Genomic DNA, 21,653 nt, shown 5'->3' with positions numbered 1-21,653 from the left:
CTTCAACTGATTGGGAATCGCGGCGCGGCACGCTTCAATTCGCGTCCTTAGCCATGATGCGGCCATTCTCAAACCCCTTGGCGGCCGCACTGCGCGCGCCGGCCTTCGCCGCATCCAGCGTTGCGTAGGGCCCGAGGCGGACGCGCCACAGCGCGCCGTTCTGTTCGACATGCGCACCGGCTCGCCGGGCCAGCGCCTGCGCCCGGGCCTGCGACGAAAAAGCGCCGACCTGAACGACATAGGTGCCGCCGTCGGGCGAAGACTTTGCCGGCGCCGGTGAAGATGCCCGGTGAAGTGGCGCGGGCGCGGCCTTTCCATCGAAATCCGCGCCCGCCCTGGGCGCGGTCGATGTTTTGGGCGGCGCAGCTGCGGCTTTAACGGCCGTTCCCGTTTTACCGGTCGCGACAGGGGATGTGCCCGCCGGCAGCTTGCCACGCAGGACGGCAAGCAAAGCCGCCGGCGTTTCCAGGCGCTCGGCCGCCCGACCATTGGACCGAAGGACAACGCGTTCCTGATCGGGAGGACTGACACGCCGGACCCGGACCGGAAACGGATCGCCCTTCGCACCGAGTTGCGCGATCGCACCGGGCGACAATGCGATGATCTGATCGTTCCGCATAGGACCGCGATCGTTGACCCTGACCAGGATGGTGCGCCCGCTATCCAACGATGTCACCTCGACATAGCTTGGAACGGGCAGGGTCTTGTGCGCCCCGGCTATGGCGGTTGCCTCATAGGCCTCGCCATTCACCGTGGTCCCGTCCTGACTGCCATGTTCGTAACGACCGGCATAGCCCGTCTCGTCATAATAGGGGGGATCGGCCGGACGGTAGGTCACCCCGCCAACGCTATAGGGCGCGCCAAGAACCACCGGCGTATCTGCTACCATGGAGACAGGCTGCGTTGCGGTTTGCGCCATCGAAGGCGTGCCCGACGCGGACAGCGCGACCAAGGCGGCCAGGCTGAATACCCTATTGTTTGACGGCATCCGCGAGCAATCCCACTGACAAGGCATAGAAATTAGAGCAATTATAATCGAGGATGACCCGATAGTTGCTGGTCAGGAGATAGGCCGTCTTGTTCGGCCCGTCCGGCTCCAGCAGCGTCGCCATGACGGTGTCGGCCGGCCAGTTCCCCCCTGTTCGCACCAGGCCCAAGCGCCGCCACTCGGCAATGGTGAGCCAGCGGCTATGGCGGTTGAACACGCGCGGACACCGGGTCGGCGATGTCCGTGCGGCCATGCTGGCCCGGTCCAGCGACGCGGGGACCGAAACCGATATGCCCCAAGGTTGTCCGCGCCGCCAGCCGGACTGGACGAAATAATTGGCGATGGACGCCAGCGCGTCGGCTTCGCTGGTCCAGATGTCGGCCTTGCCATCGCCATCGCCATCCTTGCCCAACCGAAGATAGACGCTTGGCAAAAACTGCGGATAGCCCGTGGCGCCTGCCCAGCTTCCCACAAGCCGGGATCGGGGGACTCCATTATCCAGCATCTTCAGCGTGGCGAGCAATTCCGGCTCGAAAAGCGTCCTGCGCCGCCCTTCCCATGACAAGGTTGCGAGCGACCGTATCAGGTCGAAATCGCCGGTGTAGGAACCGTAATTGGTTTCATGACCGAAAATCGCGACCATGATCTCCTCGGGAACGCCGGTTTCCGCCTCGATCCGGGCCAGTCGAGCCCGGTTGGCCTGATAGGCGATACGGCCGCGACTGATCCGCGCCGAATCGACGTGTTTCTGCCGGTAAGGCTCGAAATTGGGAATGGGCGAATAGGCACCGCCGCCGGGCTGATTCTGATCGAGCTGGATGACGCGCGGATTGGGCGTCAGTTCGGGAAACACGCGATTCAATGTCGCGTCGCTGATGCCCATCGCTGCGGCCTTGGGCCGCAGGCTCTCAAGATAGGCTTGAAAACCGGCGTCATCCTGAGCGTGCGTAGCGACCGGAATCGCGCCGGCCGCGATCATGCCGCAACCGAGAATAACCGAAATTATGGCTGTGCGCAGAGAATCTCCCATAGGCTTGTTGTTGCACAGCGGGGACGGAACGTGAATCCCTTATTGCGTTTGCCGCCACGGAAGGCGACGAACGGTTCCTCGCATATTTTCCTTGGCAAGCCCGCCGCGGACGCTAGGAAGCGGGCCAAGACAGGTGGCCGGTTGGTCAGAAGCAGAGGTCTTGAAAGCTACCGGAGCCGGTGACCTGTGCGTTGAAATAGGAGTGTGGTTACAAGGGGTTAGCGTAGGTCCGATTCGCCGAGTGGTTTCGCCCATAAGCCTGTCGTAAGCTGCCAGCCCCGAAACGGCATGGAAGAGTGTCCGAGTGGTTTAAGGAACCGGTCTTGAAAACCGGCGACGGGGCAACCCGTCCGTGGGTTCGAATCCCACCTCTTCCGCCAGTTGCGTGACTATCGTTGTAAGGGGGATGCATGTTTGCAGTTATCGCGGGTGCGGCGTTGCTGGCAGCGGGGGTCGTCGCCGAGGGAGAAACTTCGGCTGTTGCAACTGGACAAAGTCAAACGTGGACCGAGGCAGACGCGAACAAGCCGAAAATGAAGGTCGCCCCTTCCTTCGTCGAGGGGCCGCGCGCGGAGTTGCCTGAATCTGAGAAAGCGTTAGGCCATCATGGCCCAGTGGTTGTTCAAGGCATAATTGGCATTGACGGTAAAATGAGCGAGGCGCGCATTAAGCTGACGAGCAACGCGCCTGTCCTTGATCAAATTGCGCTTGCTGCCGCCAACGCTTCCACTTTCACTCCCGCCAAGGATGCCAATGGCGCGCCGCTACCCGTGGTAATTTCCATGCCCTTTGATCTGGTCGCTTATAAAGCGCCTGGAGGGATGGGCATCCTTCAATACAAATGCGCGCAATTTGTTCGCGACATGGATTGGTGGAAATCTGTAAATCCAGATAAGTCTTTCAAAGATCATGAACTTTACAAAATGGAAATCGGGTTTGAGATGCTTTCTCTTATTCAGCGAGCTAGAGGCGATCAGGAAGCATTGAGACAGAGCATCGCTGGGTTTGAGACACGGTGGAATGCCGCCATCGATTTTTGTCGTAAGAAGCCCAATGTTTTGCAACGGGACGCGATCTACCGCTGACTCTGCTGGTCCTGCCACGCTAGTAGCCACGCGGGTTCACCGTCAGCGGGCATATGCCAGCGCCCATACCCCGCCCTCGTCCCATTCGCGGAGATGGTCGAGGATCAGCAGGAAATCCCCTGCCAGCGTGCCCGCCATCACTTCCGCATAGGTGGCGTCGGCGAACGCGTCGAACGAGCCGCACATGATGACGATGGGCGACGGTCGCGGCTTTGCTTATAAAGCCGGAGCAACCGTGCGCTAACGCCGGTTACGGTAAAGATGACATCCGCCGTGGGTTTATGCCCATCGTGGATTCAAATCCTGTCCTGTTCGACATCGATGCGGCGTTGACCAGCGCAATGACGGGGTCGATCGGGCGATCGAACAATAGCCCACATCGATCAAGATCGTGCCAGATCAGCGTAGCTTCCCGCTCGAGAAAAGGCAGGATGAGCGTCATCCGCTCGCCGATCCTGACCATGGGGCTGCCACTGACAAGGGCGCCATAGACCGACAGATTGCGGACCATGACGGCGATGCTCACACCATCCTCGCCGATCAAGGTGCCGCCTATGTCCACATGATAGCGCCGTTCGCGACGGCGGTCGGCGATGGCGCGATGCACAAGCTGTTCCATGCTCGAATCTCCGGTCACCCCCCGGCTAAGTCCGAGGGTCGTCCGAAGTTGCTGCATGTCCCTTACCAGAAGTGATTAATGGCGCTTTCGCCGAAAATCAGGCCAACGCGCCATGGCAATGTTTGTATTTCTGGCCGGAGCCGCAGGGGCATGGGGCGTTGCGGCTGATATCCAGATTGGTGAATTCGCCATCTTCCGGAGATACCACCGGCGCACGCGGGATCGTCGTCGTGATGCCGCCGATCTGGCCGGCGTCGATATCCGCACTGTTATCCTCGCCTGAAAAAGGATCGATGTGCGTCGTGATGAAATCCGGCAGGACCGGCAGTTCGAATTCCGGCAGCGGTGCCTGATCCATACGGAATTGCACCCGTGCGATCGATCCGGTCACGTCTTCGCGAATATTCTCCAGCATGCGTTCGAACAACGCGAACGCTTCCTGCTTATACTCGTTGATCGGCGTTTTCTGCGCATAAGCCCGCAGATGCACCACCTGACGCAACGCGTCGAGCGTCGAGAGATGTTCCTTCCAATGGTGGTCGAGGCTCTGGAGCAGGATCGATTTCTCGATCATGTGCCAGTCGTTGCCGTCAATTTCGGCGACCTTTTCGGCCACCGCCTCGTCAGCGAGCGCGACGAGACGTTCCTCGATCAATTCCGGATCGACGGCATCTTCCGACAGCCAGGCATCGAAGTCAGGCTCGAGCCCGAGAATTTCAGAGGTTCTGGCCTTCAAACGGTCCATATCCCACTGTTCGGGATAGGTGCCCGGAGGGCAGGATGCCCCGACCAAGTCATTGACCGTTTCGTGCCGCATGTCGGTGACGACATCGTCTACCGTGTCGGCATCCATGATATCGCTGCGTTGCTCGTAGATGACCTTCCGTTGGTCATTCATGACGTCGTCATATTCGACGACCTGCTTGCGGATATCGTAGTTGCGCGCCTCAACCTTCTTCTGCGCCGTTTCGATCGCCTTGCTCAGCCACTTGGACGGCGGCAGCGCCTCCCCGTCCTCCAGGTTGGAACGGATCATCTTCGCGAACATCGTGTCCGGACCAAAGATGCGCATCAGGTCGTCATCGAGGCTGAGGTAGAAGCGCGACAGGCCCGGGTCGCCCTGACGCCCGGACCGGCCACGCAGCTGATTGTCGATGCGGCGGCTTTCGTGCCGCTCCGTCGCCAGCACAAAAAGGCCGCCCGCCGACAGCACTTCCTGCCTCTCAGCCTCGATCTCCGCCTCGATACGGTTGATTGCCGCCTCGCGCTCCGGACCTTCGGGCATGTCGCGCAATTCGTCCTCGACCCGCATTTCCAGATTGCCGCCCAACTTGATGTCGGTGCCGCGACCGGCCATGTTGGTGGCGATCGTCACCGCCCCCTTGCGGCCCGCCTGCGCGACGATATGCGCCTCGCTCTCATGGAAGCGGGCATTCAGCACCGCGTGATTGACGCCTTCCTGATTCAGGAATTCGGAAAGCATTTCCGATTTTTCGATCGACACGGTGCCGACCAGCACCGGCTGTCCCTTGATCTGGTGTTCCTTGATCGTGCGGGCGATGCCGCGGAACTTGTCTTCCAGATTCTTGTAGAACGTGTCTTCCTCGTCGATCCGCTGCACCGGCTTGTTGGTGGGGATGGTAACGACGTTCATCTTGTAGATTTCGTAGAATTCGGTGGCTTCCGTGGCCGCCGTCCCGGTCATGCCGCCCAGCTTGGGATACATGCGGAAATAGTTCTGGAAGGTGATCGAAGCGAGCGTCTGGTTCTCCGGCTCGATCTGGACAGATTCCTTGGCCTCCACCGCCTGGTGCAGGCCGTCGGACCAGCGGCGCCCGTCCATCATGCGGCCCGTGAACTCGTCGATGATGATGACCTTGCCGTCCTTGACGATGTAGTCGATGTCGCGACGGAACATGACGTTGGCACGCAGCGCCTGATTGACATGGTGCACGACAGCGGTGTTCTCGAAATCGTAGAGGTTCGCGCCTTGCAGCAGGCCCGCATCCTCCAGCAACCGCTCGATCTTTTCCGTCCCGTCCTCGGTCAGCGTGACGCTGCGCTGCTTCTCGTCCTTCTCATAATCGTCTTCGGCGATCTGCTTGACGATCGCGTCGACCGCGACATAGAGCTCCGACTTGTCGTCGGTCGGACCGGAGATGATGAGCGGCGTGCGGGCCTCGTCGATCAGGATCGAGTCCACTTCGTCGACGATCGCGTAGTTGAACGGACGCTGGACCATCGATCCGCGATCGAACTTCATATTGTCGCGCAGATAATCGAAGCCGAGTTCATTGTTGGTGGCGTAGGTGATGTCCGCGCCATAGGCCTGGCGACGCTGGTCCTCCGACAGGTTCGGCACGATGACGCCCGTGGTGAGCCCCAGGAAGCGATAGACCTGCCCCATCCATTCGCAGTCGCGGCTGGCCAGATAGTCGTTCACCGTGACGACATGGACGCCCTTGCCCTCCAGCGCGTTGAGATAGGTCGCCAGCGTCGCCACCAGCGTCTTGCCCTCGCCCGTGCGCATTTCCGCGATCTCGCCGCGATGCAGAACGATACCGCCCACCATCTGCACATCGAAATGGCGCATGCCAAGGACACGCACCGAAGCTTCGCGAACGGTCGCGAACGCTTCAGGCAGAATGTCGTCGAGCGTCTCACCCGCCGCGAGGCGTTCACGGAACCTAACCGTCTGAGCAGCCAATTCGTCGTCGTTCAGTGCCTGAACCGAGGGTTCGAAGGAAGCGATCTGATCCACGACACGGCCCAGCGATTTCACGTAGCGATCGTTGGATGATCCGAAGACGGACTTGGCGAGTGCGCCGAACATGAGCTCTCCCTGAGCAAAAAGGCGGACGGCGCCCATCGTGACGCCGGCAAAGATTGAGCGGCAAATAGGGATCGCTCAGCCGAACGTCAATTCGGCGTTCGTCGGCTATCCTCACCAAAGAACGATCAGGCGCCGGATTTCGTTCGACGGTCCTGTCCGATTTCGGCCAGCACCTCGACCCATCGCTCCGCGATCCGGTCGCGGCCATAGTGGAGGTCGAGATGCGCGCGCGCCTGGGCCAGCATCGGCTGTTCCCCTTCCCAGCCACGGGCATAACGCATCAATCCGCCTTGCCAGTCATCGAGAACGATGAAAGGACGCAATTCCTCATAGGACGGGATGGCATCGGCGATCACCCCCAGTCCGGCCATGAGCGCGGTAGCCGGGCGATTGATCGATTTGCCCAGCGTATAATCATTGTGAGCGACCGGTATCACCGCAACCCTGTGCGCACGCAGTGCGGCGGAAAAGCCGGTCAGCGACCAGGGGACAAAGATACTTGGAATACCCCAACCGGCGGCCGCCCGCCTGTAAGTCATAGGCTGGTCGTTGATGATGGTCAGTGTGACCGGGTGGCTGGCAGAAAAACTGCGCAAATGAGCCATTGCCGAGTCGAGAAGTCCGACACCGGATACGCCCGCCATATTGTTGCCAAACCAGACGCAATGGAGTGCGCCGGGATGGCGTGCGTGAAAGGCGCGGAGACGGGCGAGGTGCACGCGGTCCATCAGGGTAGGGCGCGGCCCGCTGTCCGCGCACATATTTTCGAGCATGTCGGGCACGATCCGGATGCGGCCTTCGATGCCGGCGACACATGACGTCAGCAAATGGCCCATTTTCTCCGTTGGTACGGTGATCAGGTCAGCCTGGGTCAGGAACTCGCACATCCTGCTTTCGCGACTTGCCGATCCCTTGACGCGAGTGCTCGCGAAGCGATTGTCGCAAATATCGAATATCAGGCCGCAACCCGTCTGTTTTGCGGCGCGGATGGCGTTGGCCGCGCCTTTTCCAAACGCTTTGGAGATGATGATCACATCGTATCGTTCGGAACGACGGAAGCGAAGAGCGTCGATCCCGGCTTCGCGCAGCGCATCCATCGGACCCAGCACCCGGAGCCGGATGCTGGCTTTCGATCGCGAAAACCGTTTCGCATAAAAGGCGAAGCGACCGCTCTTGCTGCTTTTCATATTTTGCGCCCGATCTGTTTTATATAGTGACCTCTTAGCATGACGCCACGCGCAAGGTGAATCCGCATCCATTCCACGAACCGTGCATCGGGTCGGACTGGCAATTGACGGTAGCGCGCTCTATGGCATCCGCATGGACAGATCACCCCTCGCTCCCGCAGCTTTCCCGCTCCTGCCCGTCATAAAGGGCGTCACGACACGAGTGGCCCGTGCCGGATACAAGACATGGGATCGATGCGACCTTACCTATATCGAACTGGTTGCCGGTACCGCGCTTGCCGGCGTCACGACGCAAAGCAAATGCCCCTCGCCCGAGGTGGAATGGTGCCGTGATGCGATTCCGCTTGGGCGTGCCCGGGCGCTGGTCGTCAATGCGGGCAATGCAAACGCCTTTACGGGCCACCGGGGCCGGGCAGCGGTCGAGGCCATTGCGGCGCGGGTCGCCAACCACTTGTCCTGCCTGCCGTCCGATATCCTGATCTCTTCAACGGGCGTGATCGGCGTGCCCCTGCCTGTCGACAAGGCCGAGGCCGGTCTGGAAGCAGTTTTTGCCGCTGCGCCTTGCAGCTGGGAAGAAGCGGCTACGACGATCGGCACGACAGATACCTACGCCAAAGGCGCCCATGTGTCGGCCATGATCGGCGAAACGCGCGTGGACCTGGTCGGCATCATCAAGGGATCGGGCATGATCGCGCCCGACATGGCGACGATGCTGGGATACATCTTTACCAACGCGGCGATTTCGCCCGCACTCCTTCAACAGATGCTCGCCGCCACCAACCGGTCGACCTTTTCTTGCATCACGGTCGACAGCGACACGTCTACCAGCGACACAGTGCTGGCCTTTGCGACCGGGCAGGCCGGCAATGCTCCCGTTACTTCGATGGACGATCCGGGCGCGGATGCTTTCTTCGCGGCGTTGCAGGACCTGTGCCGCCAGCTTGCGCACCTCGTCGTTCGGGATGGAGAAGGTGCGACCAAGTTCATCGAGATCCGCGTCGAAGGCGCCGAAAGCGACGACAGCGCCCATCGTATTGGCATGGCAATAGCCAACTCGCCGCTGGTCAAGACCGCCATCGCCGGGGAGGACGCAAATTGGGGCCGGGTCGTCATGGCCGTGGGCAAGGCCGGCGAACCGGCGGATCGCGACAAGCTGTCCATCCGTTTCGGCGCGACGCAGGTCGCGACGGGCGGCCTGGCGGTCGACGGCTATGACGAGGCACCCGTCGCAGCGCACCTCAAGGGCCAGGAGATCGTGCTGGGCGTGGACATCGGCCTGGGCGAAGGCCGGGCGACGATATGGACGTGCGACCTGACGCACGGCTATATCTCGATCAACGCCGATTATCGTAGCTGAGCGGTCCGGCTTGATGACGCTTGAACTGCACGATGCGGTCGTCGCGCTGATGCGGGAGGTCGGGCGCGACATCGTGATGCCGCGCTATCGTAACCTCGCCGCCGACGAGATCGCCGAAAAATCGGCCGCGGACGATCTGGTGACCATCGCCGACAAGGAAAGCGAGACGCGCCTCGCGGAAGGACTGGCGGTCATATTGCCCGAAGCCGGCATCATAGGTGAGGAAGCCTGCGCGGCCAATCCGGCCATATTGGACCGTGCCGGCGAAGGGTTGAACTGGATCGTCGATCCCATCGACGGGACCGGAAACTTCGCCGCAGGCCGACCGCCCTTCGGCATCATGGTTGCATTGGCCGATGGTGGAACGACGCTTGCAGGCTGGATACTGGACCCGCTCTCGGGTCGCCTATGTCATGCAATGCTGGGCGCCGGCAGCCATATCGACGGCACGCGGGTCATCGCGCGGGAAAGCCGACAAGAACTGCCCATCGCGGCTCTTGCCGTCTACTTCATGACAGCCGAGGAGCGTGCGGATATTCAGCGACGGTCGACCGGCCGCTTCAGCATCGTGGACATTCCGCGTTGCGCCGCCGAGCAATATCCCAGGCTAGTGCTGGGACAGAACGACATTTCCGTGTTCGCCCGAACCCTGCCATGGGACCATGCGGCAGGAACCCTGTTCGTCAATGAAGCGGGAGGGTGCTGCCAGCGGCTGGACGGAACGCCCTATGTCGTGGGCGATCTGCAACGGGGCCTTCTGGCCGCGTCTTCCCCCCGACTATGGGATCATGCAGCGAAAATCCTGTACGGATAAAAGCCGACGGGACGACAATGCTGACGATATGGGGCCGATTGGACTCTCACAATGTCAGCAACGGCCCGGTTCGCCGATGAAATCGGCTCGTCCCGGCTATTCACACTCGCCGGGCCCCTAAAGGGATGCATTCATCAATCTGATCCGCCGATCCCCGCACGACCGCGACTTGGACGCCATCGCGAAATCGGCGGACCGGGCTGGCATGGCGATGTCGATCATGGACCAGGCATTGGCAGAATGAACCTGGCTGTCGGGAGCGGCCACCGGGACCGCGGATGTCCCCATGGGCGTATATGCCCAAACCTTCTTCATCCTGAAGATGGATCGCCCGGAATTATCCCATGTGCGCGACTGGTACGTTCGACAGTTCCAAAAGCCGGCCCATGCCCGATCGATCATGATCTTGCTGACATAGGCCGGCATTGGGTCAGAGAACGCTCTCAATCCAGCCTTTCAGAGCGCTCTTCGGCGCGGCGCCGACCTTCGTGGCGGCAGCCTCGCCATTTTTGAACAGGATCATCGTCGGAATACCGCGCACGCCATATTTTCCGGGTGCATCCGGATTTTCGTCGATGTTGATCTTCGCGATCGTCACCTTGTCCGCCAATTCATCGGAGATTTCCTCCAACGCCGGGCCGATCATCTTGCACGGGCCGCACCATTCGGCCCAGAAATCCACTAGGACGGGCTTGTCCGCACCCAGCACATCGTCCTGGAAGCTGGAATCGGTAACTGCCTTGGTGGCCATGGATCAAATCTCCTTGTTTGAACCCATATCTAGGCGGCTCGCCTACTGGTCACAACGGGTCAAGAGGGCAAATTCTCCTGCGTCGCCGCAAAGCCGGGCTTGTGCATCGACAGGAGCGCATCGGGCAACTGGATCAGCCGCGGCGCGCTGGTATACAGCAACCCCGCATCAATCCTGTGGTCGGGAAAGATTACGCGCAACGCCGCGACATAGGCCGCCATCTGCCGGATATGCGCGGTCGGCACCTCCGCGATGGTCGCGGGAACATGCCGCCCCGTCTTGAAGTCTACGAGCTGGATCAGATCGGTGCCGACACGCAGGCGATCGACGGTGCCCGCAATCACCGACTCTCCCACTACCGCCGCGATCGGCGCTTCGGCCAGGGCGTCGTCATCGAACAGGGACGCGAAGGCCGGGTCGTCCATGACCCGGATTACCTGGTCCACCACCTCTCGCCGGATCGCCGCATCGTCGGCGCCCTGTCCTGCCAGCCAGCGGTCGGCCGCTTGCCGGCGACGGTCACCCGGCAGGTCGGGCAGGCGTTCGAAAAGGCGATGAAGCCATTGTCCACGTTGCGCGGCCGCGCGAAGGGCAAGCGTGGGTGGCGGATAGGGAACGTCATCCTCGACCGATGCCGACGGCGCGAGCGGACGCGGCGGCCGGGCCTCGATCGGCGCGGGACGTCGCAGCCAGTCAGGTTCCGTCAGGACGTGGGCGCTTGCTGCCACCTGGGGCACCTGCTTGCGGGGTGCCAGGCGCTCAAACCCCTCCCAGCGTCGGCGCCTGCCCCACAGCGCATCGTCCTCCCACTCCGCGCCGAGCGATGCCATGGCTGCCTCGACCGCCGCGAACCAGCTTTCCGGCTTGACCGCGCCCCGGGCGCGCGGGCCGAGCGAGCCGGCGACGACCAATCGCTCTTCCGCCCGCGTCAGCGCAACATAGAGCAACCGCCAATGTTCGCGCCGCTCCTCATCGGCGGCCTCCTGCGCGACGTCGCCGATCAGCCCTTGCCGATCGGCCTTGCGTGGCGCGGGTATGGGCAGGCCCTCCCACTCCAGGCGGTCCGCCCGGTTGCCGGCGTCGGGATCCAGACAGGCATCGGCCAGGATCACGACCGGCGCCTGAAGCCCCTTGGCGCCGTGAACGGTCAGCAGACGCAGCATGTCGCCCTGCCCCGCCGCATCCCGCACGATTTCCACCTCCCCTCGGTCGAACCAGTCGATAAAACGCTGAAGCGAGGGATGATCGTCCGTTTCAAATGACAGTGCGGCGTTCAGCAGTTCTTCGATGGGGTCGGCGGCCTCAATGCCCAAACGCTCTATGAGGCGCCGTCGTCCGTCCATCTCCTGCGAAAGTATCGCCTCCAGGAAGCGGTAGGGCGTCGTGAAATCCGCCACGCCGAGCAAGCCAAGCAGCGGCGCCAGTCGCTCACCCCCTTGCGTCCGCATAAGGTGTCGCCAGAGCGAACCCTTGTGACCGATCAGCCGTTCCATCACTTCGTCCTGGGTCCAGCCGATCAGCGGCGACACCAGAAGCGAGGCCAGGTTCAGGTCATCGTCGGGCTGAACCGCGAAGCGAAGCGCTGCGAGCAGGTCGCGCACGGCCAGCGGGGCGTTCAGGCGCAGCCGATCGATCCCGGCCACGGCGACATTCTCTTCATAGAGCCTGGCAACGATCAGGCGCGCCAGTTCGCTGCGGCGGCGCACCAATATCATGATGTCTCCCGCCCGGATCGGACGGCCCTCGCTTTCCAGCATCAGGCCGGAATCGATCCATTCGCGAATCTGGCGTGCTATATTCTGGGCCAGCAATCGTTCCTGCCCGGCAGCCCAATCCTCCTCGCCTTCCGCGTCATCTGTGGCCGTGGACGCGGCTACGGGTTTCCACAGCAGAACCTCGCCGGGATACCGGTTGGCGCTGACATGCCGGACATCGCCGGAATCGAGACCCAGCCGATCGGTTCCCAGCGCCTCGATGGTCTTGTCCACCACCTCCAGCACGGCGGGCGTGGAACGGAAACTGCGATCTAGCGAAAGATCGTGAAAGTGCTGCTCTACCGCGGCGGCATGACGTCGGAACAGCGTCCGCGCTGCCGCGAACTGTATCGGGCTGGTGCCCTGGAAACCGAAAATGGCCTGCTTGAAGTCACCCACGGAAAAAATCGTCCGGATCTTGTCGCCTCGCGCCCCTTCGCCAGCAAAAAACTCGGCGGCGAGCGCGGCGACGATGGTCCATTGATGAACATTGGTATCCTGCGCTTCATCAACCAATATGTGGTCGATCCGCTGATCCAGCTTGTAACGAATCCAGTCGGCAATCCCCGGCCGGTTGAGCAGGTTGGCGGTCCGGGCGATCAGGTCGTCGAAATCTACCGCCCCGGCCAGGGCCTTGGCTTCGCCATAGGCGCGGGCATAGGCGCGGCCCGCGTGCAACGCCTGCGCCAGCAGGGCCGCATAATCGGCATATGCCTTGGTCGCGAGCAGGTCGGCGCATCGATCAAACAGCCGGCGAGCCAGCGGAAGATAACTTTCGACAGGCGGAACATAGCCCTTCGACTCATTCAACTCCCCGGTCGATTTCGCCCATGCCCGATGCAGATCGGACAGGCTGGCCGCACGCTCGGGTGGATCGCGCGCGATCCAGTCGGCTATCCGTTCGCAACGCTCTATCCCGCGTGCCTTGCCCCATTCCCGATTGGCTTCGACCAGCTCCCTCAGGCTCCGCATGTCGAAAGCATCGTCGCTGCACGCCATCGCCAGCCATTGGTCGATATCGCCTTCCGGCAGGTCGAACTGCGCGGCCAGCCAGGGGTGGATGGGGTCAGGCAGTTGGTTGAGCGCCTCGACGCTTGCGGCGCAGCGGATCAGATATTGGGTCGCACCCGCCTCACCCAGGCGCAGGCTGAGCGACTGGAGCGCCGTCATCAATTCCTCGTCGCCCTGTTCCTGCGCTTGCACGACGATGTTCGCCAGCGTCTCCCGCGCAAGCGCTGATTGTTCACGCTGGTCAAGCGGGCGGAAACCGGGCGCGAGGTCCGCCTCCATCGGAAAAGCGGCGAGCAATTGCTGGCAAAAGCCGTGGATCGTCTGGATACGCAGACCTCCACCCGTCGACTCCAGCACTTCGGCGAACAGTCGCCGCGCCTTGTCCTGCTGTTCCGGGCCGTGATCCTCACCCAACGCCATCAGATCCGCCGCCAGCGCCACGCCGTCGAGTTGCACCCATGCGGCAAGCCGGTCATGAATACGGTCCGCCATTTCGGCCGCTCCGGCCTTCGTGAAGGTCAGGCAGAGGATATTTTCGGGCCTGACCCCCTGAAGCAGCAGCCGGAACACGCGTGCCGTAAGAACATGGGTTTTGCCCGTGCCTGCCGAAGCGGACAGCCAGACATGCGCGTCCGGCGCGGATGCCTTGCCCTGCGCACCGGCAAGCGGCTGGAGCGGCGCGATCCGTCTAGTCCCGGCCATACCATTCCTCGAGCCGCATCAATTGGTCATAGTCCCCATAATTCGCGACTTCCGGATTGATCTCCGCACGGAAGGGGGCATTGCCCAGCAGATAATCGCGCGCCGCGTCGCCGAAGTGGCGCAGGGCGATCGCGGTAAATTCGTCCGTCTGGATTTTATCCCGGCGCCCCTGGGGATCGACCGGTCGCTCGCGATAGCCGAACTGATCCCCCTTCTTTGCGAGCGACCAATATTCGAAATCGCCCGCCCGGGTCCCGCCAGCTATCGCCGGAAACCCGCCCTGCTCCGCGATCAGGCCAAGCAGCCCCAACTGAAGCGCGAAACCGGCCTTGACCTGGGCCGCGCTCGGCGGCTTGCCGGTCTTGTAGTCGATGATAGCGACGCTGCCATCGGGCAGGCGGTCGATACGGTCGGCCTTTCCCATCAGCGTGACGCCGGCGATGTCGGCCCTACCCTCGCGCTCAACGGCAAGGATATGCCGGCCGGCGGCCTTGTCCGCCGCGACTTCCGCGGCGATCCATCGGATTGCCTCGATCAGGCGCGGCTGCCACAAGGCGCGCAACAGGGGATGCACCTCGGGCGCGTCGAACATGGCAAGGGCCCGCTGTTCCAGCTCGTCGGGATCGAGCGTGCCGCCTTCCGCCCATTGCTGAAGGATCGCGTGGGCGGTCGTACCGCGCCAGGCCGGTCCGGCATCGGCATCGACCGGGTCGAGCCGCACCAGTCCCAATATGCGGCGCGCGTAAAAGGCGAAAGGGTCTGCCTTCAGCCGATCGACATCTGTCACCGGGATCACGCGCGGACGTGCTGCGAGCGGTGGCGACGGCGCAGGCCGGCTGGCCGGATGATGACCGTCGGGCCGATCGAGCCCGCGTGCCAATTGACCGTAGCGATCCGCTTCCTTCCACTGCGGACCCGCCATCGCCTTGAGCCGCAGCCAGAATCGGGATGCGATGGCCGGCCCGCCGCTTCCGCGCCTTGACCGGGTGATCAGGACCTGCGGAGCGCCCAGCGCACTCGCGAAGTCATGGGCGGCAAGACCAATGCGCGTCTCCAGTCCAGGCAAGCCCAGCTCTCTGCGGATCCGGGGAGCGAGCCAGGGGTCGGGCGCCGGCAGGCCGGGCCATGTGCCTTCGTTCAGGCCGCCCAATATCATCAGGTCGGCCTGAACCAGCCGTGCCTCGATCAAACCCAGGATCGCTATCCGGGGATGGCCGCCCTGCGGCGGACGAAGGGCCTGCATGCCCAGCATCTGCTCCAGCAGGTCAGGCAGTGCGAGCGGATTGGCCGCGCGAGGTCCCTCCTGCGCGGCGGCTTCGAGTTCGGCGAAGAAATCTGCGGCGGCATGCCCCTGATGCCCGGCCCAGACCGCATCGGATGACAATATTCCCGCCTGGGATCGCAAGGCGGCAAACTGCCCGGCCAGGTCCGTGGCGGCAAGATGAACCGTCTCCAGCGGTTCCAGCAGTGCGCGTGCGGACGGCCACCAGGCACGGACACGCGCCCTCAGGGCGGCTTGGCGATCCTCGTCATCCCGCGCCGCGACCAGCAGGTCGATGCCCACAAGCCCGGCCTGCGGGCGTGGTCCGCGCAGCAACAGATCGAGGGCCCGGACATTGTCCAGCCAGTCGAGGCGCCCCTCTCCCCGCATCACGAGCGGATGCTTGAGCAATGTCAGCAGTGAAACAGGGGCAAATCGGGTGGCCATCGCCTCGGCCATCGCGATGAGCAAGGTTCCCGGCGGCAAGCGCGACAACGGCAGGCCGGCGGAATCGTCCGCCTCGATGCCCCAGCGGCGCAGATGCGCGGAGACGCGAGCCGCAAGCTGACGATCCGGGGTCACTAGGGCGGCTGTTCGTTCCTCGGTCTCCAGCGCTTCGCGCAGGGCAATGGCTATGGCCTGCGCTTCTTCGCCCGGCGTTCCGACTTCCAGCGCCTCCACGCCCGTCAGGGACCGGTCTGCGGTCCTCATATCGCGCCATCGGGTCGTGAGACGAGGCGGCAACATGGCGTTCGATATGTTTCGTCCGCGCACCGCGCGCGCATCATATTCGCTGCCCCAGCGCCAGAGCGCCACATCGTCGCGCGTGGCATCCATGCGGTCGAGCAGGCGTTTCAGCGCGAATTGCGGATGGGTTTCGTGCAGGATGTGGCCGGAACCGTTGGGCGCCCCGTCTGCCGCGCTGATCGCCCCCCACGCTTCATCATCCATGTGCTGGTCCAACCCGGCAAAGACCACCATGCCACGCGGCATTTCGCCGATCCGGCGCAGCAATCGCGCGACTGCGGGCGCTGTGGTCGATATGCCCGCAGCAACGACGAATCCGGGCGGCGGCGTCGCGGCCCATCGATCGGCCAACCTGTCGAACAGGCGATTGCGCCGGTCCGCAAGGTCGATGCATCCCGATCTGGCGAGTTCCTCAGGCCAACGGCCCAGCAGGATGTCGAACAGGGCCAGCGACGCCTGCCAATGCTGCGACAGATCGGCCGTAAGATCCAGATTGCGCAGGGCCGCCAGCGGCACCTGTTCAACCTGCATTTGGTCGAGCACGCTGGCCAGAGCGCGCGCCAGTTGCAACGCTTGCCCCGCGTCGGTTCCCGGTCGTGCGTCCTGCACCATGCGCGCCAGCATCATCTGGCGGCGCATCGGTCCGATGGCTGGCGGAACCGGCTCTGCCTCTCCCATGGGATCAAGGGCATTGCCGACCTGTTCGCCCAGCTCGACGTCGCCCAGCGCGACTAGCCGCGGCAGCAGCAATCCACCCCGCGATTGCCGGACGAAGGCATCGCGAATCGCCCGGATCGCTCGGTTGCTGGGCAACAGGACGATACCCTGCGCAAGCGCCATGCGATCCGCGCCATGACGCGCCAAAAGTCCCGCAACGAGTGAATCGGCGAAAGCACGATGCGCCGGGATGGTGTATAGCGCGGGTTTGCCGCGCTCACCCATGGGCGAGCATGGCTTCCACCACCGGGATGGCGCCAGGGGTGCCCACGTCGAACCACAAGCCCTGGTGAGAAACACCATAGAGCCTGCCGGCCTCCATGGCCCTGTTCCACAGGATATTCGTGGAAAATACCTCGCCCGGGGGATCGACCAGCAGGCTGGGCGCCATGATCTGAACGCCGGTGAACACGAACGGAGCGACATGTGCCGTCTTGCGTCGTGCCAGGCGTCCGCGCGCATCCATGTGAAAATCGCCGGGCCCGCTATGGCAGTGCGCGCGCGCCAGCGGTACAACCAGCAGCAGGGCATCCATCCTTTCGGGGTCCCAGATCCGCTGCATTTGCCCGATCGTATCCTGCGGCCCGTCAATCCACAAATTGTCACTGTTGGCGCAGAGGAAGGGCGTGTCACCGAGCAAATGCCGTGCCCGCATCAATCCTCCGCCGGTTTCCAGCAGCTTGCTTCGCTCGTCCGAAACCGAAAACTTCAACGTACCTCGGCGGGCGCGCAGATGTGCTTCAATCGTATCGGCAAGGTAATGAACATTGACCACCACCTGCTCGATGCCGCCCGCTTCCAGCCGGTCCAGTGCGTGATCCATCAGCGGCTTCCCCGCCACCTTGACGAGCGGCTTGGGTCGCGTCGCCGTCAGCGGGCGCATCCTCTTGCCGAGCCCTGCGGCCATCAGCATTGCCGTCCGGATCATACCGCCGCCATCTCCGCCAACGCATCATGGCGGCGATCGACCGGGATATTCGACGCAACCCACTCGGCCACGGGCACAAGTGCGGGATGCGCCAGGTCACGCTCCAGAAGCGCCCACATCCGCGGCAGATATGACAGATAACGGGGCTTCCCGTCGCGTTGCCAAAGGCGCGTGAAGATCCCGATAATCTTCGCATTGCGCTGCGCCCCCAGCACCGCGTAGGCCGCGTCGAAATCGTTGGGAGCGTCACTCCTTTCACGGTAACGCGCGAGCATCGCAGCCTCGACCTCGGGGAGCACGTCGCGACGTGCATCCTGCAACAGGGACACCAGATCATAGGCGGGGTGCCCCGCAAGCGCGTCCTGGAAATCCAGCAGGCCAAGGCCGTGCGACCAATCCCGGTCGATCAACATGATGTTTTCCGCGTGATAGTCCCGCAGCACGGTGACGACGGGCGAAGCGGACTGCTCGACGATGGGCAGGACAGCATCCCATGCCTTTTCATAGGCGTGCGGATCGACCGTAATTCCGGCAGCGGGCGCCCACCATTCGGTCAGTAATGCCGCTTCACGGCGGTAGACGGCGCGATCATAGGGCGGCAGTTCGGCGGCCGGCAGCCGATGGAGGTCCACCAGCAGATCGACCGCCCGCGCATAGACGGGCACCTCATCCTGAGGCACAGCCTCTACATATTCCTTGAGGCGGACGTCGCCGAAATCCTCTATCAGCACCAGCCCGGCACCCAGATCGCGCGCAATTATGCCAGGCGCCGCGAATCCGGTCGCACAGAGATGTTCGGCGATGGCGATAAAAGGTCCCGGGTCTTCATGCGGCGGGGGTGCATCCATCAACACCGCCCGACGGTCCCCGGCGACAACCCGGAAATAACGGCGGAAAGAGGCATCCCCAGCCAGCGGCAGGATAGCGGCGTCGGTCCAGCCGGCGCTGGCAAGGAAGTCATTCGCCCCGGCGGGCGGGATCATATCTGGGACCATCGCTCCGTCCAAGCGTCCGGCACGTCCGCTGTCAAGCGTCGACCGTTGTCGGTATCGACGGCAATATGCAGGCGCAAGCTGTGCGGCCACAATCGCGCGCCAAGGCGATCAGGCCATTCGACGATCAGCAAGCTGTCGGCCAGATATTCGCCCAGCGCCAGTTCCGCCGTATGTTCGGGTCCGTCGAGGCGATAGAGGTCGACGTGCGTAACCGGCAATCGAACCTCCGGCACGTCATAGGGCTGAACGATGGCGAAGCTGGGACTGGGTGCCTCGCTCTCCAGGCCCAGCGCCTTCAGGATGCCGCGAGCTAACGTGGTTTTTCCGGCGCCGAGGCCTCCATCCAGTGCGATGACGTCGCCGATCCGGACTTGCGCCGCTATCCGCCCCCCCAGTTCATCCATGGCGCGCGCGTCATCCAGATGGAGTTCCCGATCAGCCACGCGGCAACTCGATCGTGACCATCGTTCCCTGCCCGGCCTCCGACACCATTTCCAGCGTGCCGCCATGGGACCGCGCGATCTGCCGGGCCAGCGGCAGTCCGATACCTGCCTTGCCACCGGCGCGTACCTGATCTGCGCGCGCCGCGGGTTCGAAGATCGCAGCCTGCTGGGCTGCCGCGATGCCCGGCCCATTGTCGGAAACCACGATACGCGCGTGGTCGCCGGTCCCGTCGCCGTGCAGGAGAACGCGCGCGCCGGCGCCGCAATAATGGATCGCATTCTCCAGCAAATGGTCGATCGCCTGTCCGATCCGCCGGGTGTCGCCGCTTATCGTTCCAAGGCTGTTCTCCAGATGCAGCACCAAATCTATCCCCTTTGCGGAAGCAGCCGCGCCGATGCGTTCGACGGTCGCGCGACTGAGCGCTGCGAGGTCCACGGATGCACGCTCGATCGGCAACGTGCCTGCCTCACCCTGTGTCAGATCGAGCACATTGTCGACCAGCGTACCCAGTCGCGCGGTGCTATGGAGTATTCCGTCGATATAATCTTTGGCGGAATCGGACAATTCGCCCGCATAACCCGCGCTCATCATCTCGGCAAAACCGGCAATTGTGGTCAGCGGGGTGCGCAATTCATAGCTCATGCTGGTCACAAACGCCGATTTTACCTTGTCCGCCTGTTCCAGCGCATCGTTGCGGTCCCGCAGCACCTGTTCCACCCGGCGGCTGTCGGTGACATCCAACATGGTGAACAGCGCGTTGCCATCGGGGAGGGGGATGGCCGCGAACTCGAAGATGCGACCATCCGCGAACCCGACATGCCCGGCGCGCTGTTTTCGCTCCATCGTGGCGGTCCGCACCAGTTCCCGAACCAGATTCGACTGCTCAGGCTTGGCGAGACGAGCCTGAACTTCGCGCATCAGATCGTCGATCCTCGGATGGGCGGCCAGCATTTCGTCACTGGCGCCCCAGGTCTCGCGAAACCGGCTGTTCCACATCTGGAGCCGTCCGTCCGCCGAAAAGACGCCGATCGATTCGAACAGATTGTCGAACGTCGCCGTGCGGACACGAAGCAGCGTATCGCGCGCGCTCGATAGCTGGACCTGTTCGGTGCGATCCTCAAAAATCAGGAGCAGACCGCCGTCCGGCAGCGGTTGCGCGTAGACCCGCAAATGGGTGCCATCCGCCAAAAGCCAGTTTTCCTCCTTGGCCTCTGGCGACAGGAACCAGTCCCGTCGTTCCGCGCGCCAGGCAGGAAAGTCACGATGTTCCGGCAACCGGCGTGCGTCGCGCATCTGGTCGAGCACCCGTTCGAACATGGGGGCATCGCCCAGTGCATCCTTTTGCAGGCCGAACAGGCTGACAAAAGGCTGGTTCCAGAATCGCAGAGCCCGATCCGGACCGAAGCGAGCAACGCCTGCCGAAAGGCGGTCAAGCAGGTCGCGCTGTGCCGCTTCCAGGCGCCGATGCTCTGTCCGTGCCTGCTCCAGCGCGTGCTGGTCGACGGCATAGCCGGCGACACCCGCACTGCCCAAGGGTACGTCCACGACCCGCATCATCCGGCGTTCGCCGCCAATCGTGGCCGGCACCATCCGTTCGACCGGTTCGCCCCGCGCCATCGCATCGGCTGCCGCAGCTTCGGGCGGAACGCCCCCCGTCGCTTCGATGAGCTCGGTGCCATTTGCGATGACTTCACGCGCGTCGGCGGCATCGACCGCGCGAACATAGGCGCTGTTGATCAGGCTGAGCCGCAAGTCCGGTGTGCGGTGCCACATAGGGAAAGGGGCAGCTTCGACCAGGCCGGCCAACGCTTCCAGCGCTTCCCGCAGTTGCGCCACCTGAGCACTGAGCGCGCGTATCTCGGTTTGGCTCTCGGTAGCGTCGAAGATCCAGAGGATCACACCGCCGTTGGCCGCCAGTTCCGGACCGGCAGGCGCGCCCCGCACGAGCAGCAAACGCGATGAGTTCAATCCTCGTACCGGCAAGGTGAAGTTCTTGCCCGCCCGCTGGGCCGAGGCGATCTCCACGGCAAGCGTAGCCGCGTCATCCGGTTCCAGCCCGCCATCGGCGGCCGTCAATTCCGACGCGAAAGACGGAACGCGCGGCTTGCCGAGCCATTTGGCCAGCCGGTCGGCCGCTTCCAGGCGACCGTCGGGGTGAAGGACAACCGGGACAGCGGGCGCCGAGGCGAGCAGAACGGCAAGCCGATTCAGCCCGCCTTGCGCCTGCATCCCCTCGCGCCGCATTCGCTGCCCGCTGGCGAGCGCCCAAAGTGCCGCGGTCAGCCATGCGGCAAGCACAAGACCGAATATGATGGCGGCAAAGGGGGACAGGCCGGTCACGACCTAGTCACCCCTGAAACATGCCGTACTGGCCATTCGATATCCATAGTCCGCACGGGCTTAACGCAACTGGACCAAGGCGAAAAGCGG

The 21,653-nt window shown here is 63.2% G+C and carries 16 protein-coding genes and 1 tRNA gene; 4 read left to right on the top strand and 13 right to left on the bottom strand.

From position 1 onward, the window contains the following. Nucleotides 1-34: 34 nt before the first annotated feature. Nucleotides 35-988 carry a septal ring lytic transglycosylase RlpA family protein gene (locus tag J3E64_RS13920; protein WP_253343613.1) on the bottom strand — a complete coding sequence of 318 codons (954 nt, stop codon included), beginning with the start codon at nucleotides 986-988 and terminating at the stop codon, nucleotides 35-37. Beyond that, the gene (locus tag J3E64_RS13915) at nucleotides 972-2,018 is read right to left on the bottom strand and encodes a lytic transglycosylase domain-containing protein (protein ID WP_253343612.1); all 1,047 of its coding nucleotides are present in this window, start codon (nucleotides 2,016-2,018) and stop codon (nucleotides 972-974) included. The genes J3E64_RS13920 and J3E64_RS13915 overlap by 17 nt, the downstream gene beginning before the upstream one ends. Nucleotides 2,019-2,308: 290 nt before the next feature. Between J3E64_RS13915 and J3E64_RS13910 the strand changes: the two genes are divergently transcribed. Both J3E64_RS13910 and J3E64_RS13905 read left to right on the top strand, forming a co-directional pair. Next, nucleotides 2,309-2,398, top strand: a tRNA-Ser gene (locus J3E64_RS13910). A gap of 30 nt (nucleotides 2,399-2,428) precedes the next feature. Next, complete coding sequence (locus J3E64_RS13905; RefSeq protein WP_253343611.1) at nucleotides 2,429-3,103, top strand: TonB family protein; 675 nt, start codon at nucleotides 2,429-2,431, stop codon at nucleotides 3,101-3,103. Between the two features lie 42 nt (nucleotides 3,104-3,145). Here J3E64_RS13905 and J3E64_RS13900 read toward each other — a convergent pair whose 3' ends face one another. The 4 genes from J3E64_RS13900 to J3E64_RS13885 all read right to left on the bottom strand — a co-directional run bounded on the left by J3E64_RS13900 (nucleotide 3,146) and on the right by J3E64_RS13885 (nucleotide 7,742). Beyond that, the gene (locus tag J3E64_RS13900) at nucleotides 3,146-3,289 is read right to left on the bottom strand and encodes a hypothetical protein (protein ID WP_253343610.1); all 144 of its coding nucleotides are present in this window, start codon (nucleotides 3,287-3,289) and stop codon (nucleotides 3,146-3,148) included. 64 nt (nucleotides 3,290-3,353) lie between these two features. After that, nucleotides 3,354-3,722, bottom strand: coding sequence for a PilZ domain-containing protein (locus J3E64_RS13895; RefSeq protein WP_253343609.1), 369 nt, complete (start codon nucleotides 3,720-3,722; stop codon nucleotides 3,354-3,356). Nucleotides 3,723-3,819: 97 nt separating this feature from the next. Then, the gene (secA, locus tag J3E64_RS13890; protein WP_253343608.1) at nucleotides 3,820-6,555 is read right to left on the bottom strand and encodes a preprotein translocase subunit SecA; all 2,736 of its coding nucleotides are present in this window, start codon (nucleotides 6,553-6,555) and stop codon (nucleotides 3,820-3,822) included. A 125-nt stretch (nucleotides 6,556-6,680) separates the two neighbouring features. Continuing rightward, nucleotides 6,681-7,742 (bottom strand): hypothetical protein, encoded by a 1,062-nt coding sequence (locus tag J3E64_RS13885; RefSeq protein WP_253343607.1) that lies wholly within the window; start codon nucleotides 7,740-7,742, stop codon nucleotides 6,681-6,683. Between the two features lie 133 nt (nucleotides 7,743-7,875). Here J3E64_RS13885 and argJ point away from each other — a divergent pair, with 133 nt between their 5' ends. Together argJ and J3E64_RS13875 are read left to right on the top strand one after the other, a co-directional pair. Further along, nucleotides 7,876-9,099, top strand: a complete 1,224-nt coding sequence (gene argJ / locus J3E64_RS13880; RefSeq protein WP_253343606.1) for a bifunctional glutamate N-acetyltransferase/amino-acid acetyltransferase ArgJ — start codon at nucleotides 7,876-7,878, stop codon at nucleotides 9,097-9,099. Between the two features lie 13 nt (nucleotides 9,100-9,112). Next, nucleotides 9,113-9,913 (top strand): inositol monophosphatase family protein, encoded by an 801-nt coding sequence (locus J3E64_RS13875; protein WP_253343605.1) that lies wholly within the window; start codon nucleotides 9,113-9,115, stop codon nucleotides 9,911-9,913. A gap of 430 nt (nucleotides 9,914-10,343) precedes the next feature. Here J3E64_RS13875 and trxA read toward each other — a convergent pair whose 3' ends face one another. The 7 genes from trxA to J3E64_RS13840 are packed head-to-tail and all read right to left on the bottom strand — an operon-like array spanning nucleotide 10,344 to nucleotide 21,563. Next, nucleotides 10,344-10,664: a thioredoxin TrxA gene (trxA, locus tag J3E64_RS13870; protein ID WP_253343604.1), complete on the bottom strand. Its 321-nt coding sequence runs from the start codon at nucleotides 10,662-10,664 to the stop codon at nucleotides 10,344-10,346. Between the two features lie 59 nt (nucleotides 10,665-10,723). Then, nucleotides 10,724-14,131, bottom strand: coding sequence for a double-strand break repair helicase AddA (gene addA / locus J3E64_RS13865; protein ID WP_253343603.1), 3,408 nt, complete (start codon nucleotides 14,129-14,131; stop codon nucleotides 10,724-10,726). Continuing rightward, nucleotides 14,118-17,081: a double-strand break repair protein AddB gene (gene addB / locus J3E64_RS13860; RefSeq protein WP_253343602.1), complete on the bottom strand. Its 2,964-nt coding sequence runs from the start codon at nucleotides 17,079-17,081 to the stop codon at nucleotides 14,118-14,120. The genes addA and addB overlap by 14 nt, the downstream gene beginning before the upstream one ends. Next, a complete protein-coding gene (locus J3E64_RS13855; protein WP_253343601.1) occupies nucleotides 17,074-17,784 on the bottom strand; it encodes a nucleotidyltransferase family protein in 711 nt (236 codons plus the stop codon). Before J3E64_RS13855 ends, addB begins: the two co-directional genes overlap by 8 nt. Further along, entirely contained in the window at nucleotides 17,781-18,767 is a 987-nt protein-coding gene (locus J3E64_RS13850; protein ID WP_253343647.1) for an aminoglycoside phosphotransferase family protein, read from the bottom strand. The genes J3E64_RS13855 and J3E64_RS13850 overlap by 4 nt, the downstream gene beginning before the upstream one ends. Further along, entirely contained in the window at nucleotides 18,764-19,222 is a 459-nt protein-coding gene (gene tsaE / locus J3E64_RS13845; protein WP_367398632.1) for a tRNA (adenosine(37)-N6)-threonylcarbamoyltransferase complex ATPase subunit type 1 TsaE, read from the bottom strand. The genes J3E64_RS13850 and tsaE overlap by 4 nt, the downstream gene beginning before the upstream one ends. Beyond that, on the bottom strand, nucleotides 19,215-21,563 hold the full coding sequence (locus J3E64_RS13840; protein WP_253343600.1) for a PAS domain-containing sensor histidine kinase: 2,349 nt from the start codon (nucleotides 21,561-21,563) through the stop codon (nucleotides 19,215-19,217). Before J3E64_RS13840 ends, tsaE begins: the two co-directional genes overlap by 8 nt. Between the last annotated feature and the right edge of the window lie 90 nt (nucleotides 21,564-21,653).

This window comes from Sphingobium sp. OAS761, assembly GCF_024168485.1.
Taxonomy (GTDB): domain Bacteria; phylum Pseudomonadota; class Alphaproteobacteria; order Sphingomonadales; family Sphingomonadaceae; genus Sphingobium.
Note: the sequence above shows the minus strand (reverse complement) of the source record. Positions and strands in the feature narration are given on the sequence as shown.